A 5,459-nucleotide genomic window follows, 5' to 3' on the forward strand; every position below is an offset into this window, starting at 1 on the left:
ACTAAAAATTTCCGACTTTTTATCCTCAATTTTCTGCCATCCTCGCTACGGGCGCCATTCTCGGACAGCCTCCTAGTTGATTGCTCAACTGGGCTTTTCTGTTGGTTGCCTGGCGATGACCTACTCTTGCATGGGAAGAAGACACACTAAAATCCTGCCATTTAGTGCTATGGAACATAAAAACAAACCCTATCGTAATTGGCCTGTGGCAGAGTTTTGCTGTCTTGCGATACGTGGATGTCAAACTCGTTAATATCGACGGTGGTTGAGTCACTGGTGTCCATTCGCTGCCATCGGCTTCATTTGGCTGATCCGCGGGTGAGCGCCGGGGTCAGTCCGTGGAAGCAGTGCGCGTTCCGGGAATGAATGACATTCAGTCTCGAAAAACGAAAGAATTATATGAGATAGCCCAGTAATATCTCTCGAATTTCACCAGCCTCATCAGAAAATATCTCTAAATATTATTCTTAAAATTCTCTTTAATATGTTTAATTGATCTGGATCATTTCCCATCTCGTCTTTGATTTTTTAAAGTCTTTACAACAACACCATTTCGATCAATAGTACGGAAAAGAGTCATCCATGAGTGTAATCGAGGCTCCTCCAATGCCGGAGGTAAAATCTGGCGATTCCAGGTTGATGAATCGCTTCCTGAACGCGGTTGAAAAGGCAGGTAACAAACTGCCAGAACCGACACTACTATTCCTGTATGGCCTGGTTGTCGTCTGGGTGCTGTCCGCCCTGATGGCCCAGATAAATCTGGACATGGTGCACCCGGCAACCGGTGACACTATCGCGGTAAAAAACCTGCTGACCGGCTCCGCCCTTGCCGCCTTCCTTGCCAGTATGGTGAAGAATTTTGCCGGCTTTGCCCCCATGGGTATCGTCCTGGTGGCGATGCTGGGTATCGGTGTGGCTGAAAAATCCGGCTTCATCAACACCGGCCTCAAGAAGATGCTGAGTGTAACCCCGGCAAAATTGTTAACCCCTATGCTGATTCTGGTTGCCATTGTCAGCCATACCGCAGCGGATGCCGGTTACGTGCTGGTTATTCCCCTGGGTGGTATTATTTTCCACGCTGCCGGGCGTCATCCGCTGGCGGGTATCGCGGCGGCATTTGCCGGCGTCTCCGGTGGTTTCTCTGCCAACTTTATCCCATCGGGTATTGATCCACTGCTGCAGGGCTTTACCCAGTCTGCGGCACAGATTCTGGATCCATCTTTCCAGATGAACCCGCTGGCCAACCTGTTCTTCACCGGTGCGTCCAGTATTGTCATCATGGCTATTGGCTGGTACGTGACTGACAAAATCATTGAGCCACGTCTGCAGGCAATGACCACTCTCGATGAAGATGCGGAAAAAGCGCCTGACCTGAGTTCCTTTACGCCAGAAGAAAGCAAGGCGTTCAATGCCGCTGGCCTGGCCATGCTGGCCGGTATGGCATTGTTGGTTGCCGCGGTTATTCCCGAGTCTTCACCACTGCGTGCCCCGAACGGTGAAATCACGTCATTCTCGGCACCGCTGATGCAGTCTATCGTGCCGCTGATTTTCATCCTGTTTATCATTCCGGGTATTGTCTACGGTAAGGTTTCCGGCACTTTCAAGACGTCTAAAGACACCGTTGCTGCCATGAACAGCACCATGTCCACCATGGGTTCTTACCTGGTGATGTCGTTCTTCTGTGCGCAGTTCCTGTACGCGTTCTCCCAGTCTAACCTGGGTACGGTATTGGCCCTGAGCGGTGCGGAAGTTCTGCAGGCCATGAACCTGCCCGGTGAAATTACGGTGATTGGCATGATCCTGCTGACCGCCACTGTTAACCTGGTCATTGGCTCTTCGTCGGCCAAATGGGCGCTGATTGGCCCTATTCTGGTACCCATGCTGATGGCGGTGGGTATCTCTCCGGAACTGTCCCAGGCGGCTTATCGTGTTGGTGACTCGGTTTCCAACATCATTTCTCCGCTGATGGTTTACTTCCCCCTGGTGGTGGTGTATTGCCAGCGTTATGTGAAGAACTCCGGTATCGGCTCCCTGGCTTCCATGATGATGCCCTACTCCATCGCCATGCTGATCGGCTGGACCAGCTTCCTGCTGGCCTACTGGGCGCTGGGTCTGCCACTGGGTATCCAGGCTAGTTACACCTACCCGGCCATGTAATACCTATCTCACTGTTTAAGGGGCTTTGGCCCCTTCTTTATAAACATTGTTTACCTTTCCCCTGTAAGGGAACGAATTTCTTCAAAAAGGGTCTATCTTTTTATAACAAGCCAACCTTGCTGTATAGGAACCCTGACCGTGTTCAATCTGATGAAAATTATCGATGGAATGACGCCCACCAGCTGGATAATTGCCGCTGTCTGCCTGATTTCCTGGATTGTGATTATTCATTATGCGGGCAAGGTGACTGAGAAGCACTGGGGAGACAGGGAGTCCGGGGCACTGGTCGGTTTTTTCCTGCCCGGCTTTGTCTTTATGGCGATGCTGTATTTTATGTAATCCCCAACCTCCCGAGCATCCGGGTACTCTCAAAGTTTTCGATTCTCACAGCTGCCAATACATTTTGCCCAATCGAATTTGATAAATCTTCATTCCCTAACCAAACTTCATGGGTTTAATCCTCACTATCTCATTGAGATAACATAACTTTCTCCCTGTTTCGACTGTCCCGAATATCACTATATGGCATGAGGTATGCAGTTATGGCTGACAGTTCCCCCCCTAAAGCCAGTGCCAGAAAACTCACGGTTTTTACCCTGGCGATCATGAACATCGTTGCGGTAGTGAGCCTTCGTGGCTTACCCGCAGAAGCAGAGTATGGCCTCAGTTCGGTTTTCTACTACATTTTTGCCGCCGTATTTTTTCTGATCCCGGTATCGCTGGTCGCCGCAGAGCTGGCCACTGGCTGGCCGGAAAAAGGTGGCGTATTCCGCTGGGTTGGCGAGGCCTTTGGTCCTTCATGGGCTTTTCTGGCCATGTTCATGTTGTTTTCAGAAGTCAGTGTCTGGTTTCCAACCGCCCTGACATTTGGCGCCGTTTCCCTGGCCTTTATTGGACCGGACCAGACCTGGGACCAGGCGCTCTCGGCCAATAAGTTCTTTGTTCTCGCTGTTGTCCTGGCAATTTACTGGCTGGCCACGTTGATCGCTTTTCGGGGGGTTGACGCTTTTTCCAAGGTCTCTAAGTGGGGCGGTATGATCGGTACCATCATACCTGCCATCATTCTGATCATCCTCGGGTTCAGCTACCTGGGCAGTGGAGAACCCGTACATATTGAACTTACGTGGGGAAATGTCATTCCTGACTTTTCCAATTTCGGTAACATTGTGCTTGCCGCCAGTATTTTCCTGTTTTATGCGGGTATGGAAATGAACGCGATCCATGTAAAAGAGCTGGATAACGCGGCAAAATCTTACCCGGTGGCCATTGCCGTTGCGTCTATAGGAACTGTCGTAATATTTATTCTCGGCACGCTGGCCATCGGTTTTGTTATACCCCAGGCAGATATTAACCTGACCCAGTCATTACTGGTTGCCTATTACGATATATTTCACTGGGCAGGCATCGGTTTTCTGGCGCCGATTATGGCGGTTTGTCTTGCCATTGGTGTTCTGGCCGGCATTGTTACCTGGGTTGCAGGCCCCTCTTCGGGCTTATTAACCGTTGCCAAGGCGGGTTATCTGCCGCGATTCTGGCAATACACCAATAAACACAATATGGCGACCCATATCATGTTTGCCCAGGCCGGCATTGTGACTGTCCTGTCCATTCTGTTTGTGGTGATGCCTTCGGTGCAGGCAACTTACCAGATTCTCAGTCAGCTCACGGTGATTCTTTACCTGATCATGTACTTGCTGATGTTTGCTGCCGCCATCCATCTGCGCTTTTCCCAGCCAAATCGCCCAAGGCCCTATACCATTCCCGGTGGCAGGACCGGCATGTTTATCGTTGCCGGTATTGGCTTTATCGGATCATTGATCGCCTTTATCTTCAGCTTTATCCCACCGGGTCAGATTGCTATCGGCAGCCCAACTACCTATGTGGTCATTTTGATTGTCCTTACCATCATTTTTGTCTGTATTCCTTTTTTAATTTATGCCAGTCGCAAGCCCCACTGGAAAGACGAGGACACGGACTTTGCGCCGTTTACCTGGGAACTTGAAAAGACTCACCCGGGTTTACCCAATGAGTCTGATACCCATACGCCACACTTGACCGAGAAACATTTCCAATGGCTGCACAAAAACAAGGCCGACACTAAAGGGGCACAATCATGAGCTTTAATACCCGATTGCAAACGCTTGCGGACGAAGCCCTCACCATAGGCAAGGCCTGTAATGAAGGAGCCAATGCCGACTATATCCCGTTTCTGGCCAGCGTTCCTGCCGATTTATGTGCCGTATCCATGGCCTGTTGTGATGGAACCGTCATCCACAGTGGTGACCATGATTATGGTTTTGCCCTGGAGTCCATCAGTAAAGTGTGCTCAATGTCATTGGCCATGGAGCAAAAAGGGGCAGAGCTGGTCAGGGAGAAAATCGGCGCTGAGCCCACAGGACTACCCTTCAACTCGGTGATGGCACTGACCGTCCATCAGGACAAACCCCTGACACCACTGGTCAATGCCGGTGCCATGTCCACCGTCAGTTTTCTCGACGCGCCTGACAAAGAGTCACGCTGGCAGATGATCCTCGACTTCCAGAGGAAAATGATGTCGCACAACATCAGGCTCTCGGATGAAGTCAATACCTCCGAGCAAGAGACCAACTTCCATAACCGGGCCATTGCCTGGTTACTCTATGCCGCCGGCAACTGCTTCAGCGATCCGATGGACGCCTGCGAAGTTTATACACGACAATGCTCAACCCTTGTCAGCTGTGACGACTTGGCCACCCTTGGCGGAACATTGGCTAATGGTGGTGTCAATCCGGTAACAAAAGAACAGGTCATTAGCCCGGACAATATTGGGCCCATCCTTGCCGAAATGACCATGGAAGGCATGTACGATTACTCGGGCGACTGGGCATATCTGGTGGGTTTGCCGGGCAAGAGTGGCGTTGGAGGCGGAGTGGTGGCGGTGGTTCCCGGCAGGATGGCCATTGCCGGTTTTTCACCGCCATTGGACGAGGCTGGCAATAGTGTCCGGGCCATGAAAATGATTCGCCATATTGCCAATAACCTTAACTTCAATGTCTACCGGCCTTGTTAGTTTTCATCATGGGAGGGCAGCTTTCTTGCTCCCCTCTCTCCGGCCCCTCCTGTGTCTTTCCATATCTTGATCACTGATAAAAAAACAACGTAACTATTCAGCACCCCTGAATTAAATCTGGAATTTTCTGATTTTTATACCATCCTCTTAATCAATCTCTTTCCTGATTACCACTGATCGTACGTCATGAATCAGCTACTATAATAAACGGCGATAGTCATGTGTTTTGGAGGTAAAACTGATGTGTAAAAAT

4 protein-coding genes are annotated in these 5,459 nt (G+C 50.4%); all 4 read left to right on the forward strand.

Translation table 11 applies throughout. The features are described from left to right. The first annotated feature begins 582 nt into the window (after window positions 1-582). Window positions 583-2,157 carry an AbgT family transporter gene (locus KDK14_RS00475; RefSeq protein WP_257263050.1) on the forward strand — a complete coding sequence of 525 codons (1,575 nt, stop codon included), beginning with the start codon at window positions 583-585 and terminating at the stop codon, window positions 2,155-2,157. Between the two features lie 138 nt (window positions 2,158-2,295). Beyond that, window positions 2,296-2,496, forward strand: coding sequence for a hypothetical protein (locus KDK14_RS00480; RefSeq protein ID WP_257263051.1), 201 nt, complete (start codon window positions 2,296-2,298; stop codon window positions 2,494-2,496). 203 nt (window positions 2,497-2,699) lie between these two features. Next, a complete protein-coding gene (gene gadC, locus KDK14_RS00485) occupies window positions 2,700-4,274 on the forward strand; it encodes a putative glutamine/gamma-aminobutyrate antiporter GadC (protein WP_257263052.1) in 1,575 nt (524 codons plus the stop codon). Further along, window positions 4,271-5,206: a glutaminase A gene (gene glsA, locus KDK14_RS00490; protein WP_257263053.1), complete on the forward strand. Its 936-nt coding sequence runs from the start codon at window positions 4,271-4,273 to the stop codon at window positions 5,204-5,206. The genes gadC and glsA overlap by 4 nt, the downstream gene beginning before the upstream one ends. Window positions 5,207-5,459 lie beyond the last annotated feature (253 nt).

Source organism: Endozoicomonas sp. ONNA2 (genome assembly GCF_024606365.1).
GTDB lineage: Bacteria > Pseudomonadota > Gammaproteobacteria > Pseudomonadales > Endozoicomonadaceae > Endozoicomonas.

Coding starts and splice junctions, on each gene's coding strand:
- KDK14_RS00475 (WP_257263050.1), top strand. CDS start 583: ATGAGTGTAATCGAGGCTCCTCCAATGCCGGAGGTAAAATCTGGCGAT.
- gadC (WP_257263052.1), top strand. CDS start 2,700: ATGGCTGACAGTTCCCCCCCTAAAGCCAGTGCCAGAAAACTCACGGTT.
- glsA (WP_257263053.1), top strand. CDS start 4,271: ATGAGCTTTAATACCCGATTGCAAACGCTTGCGGACGAAGCCCTCACC.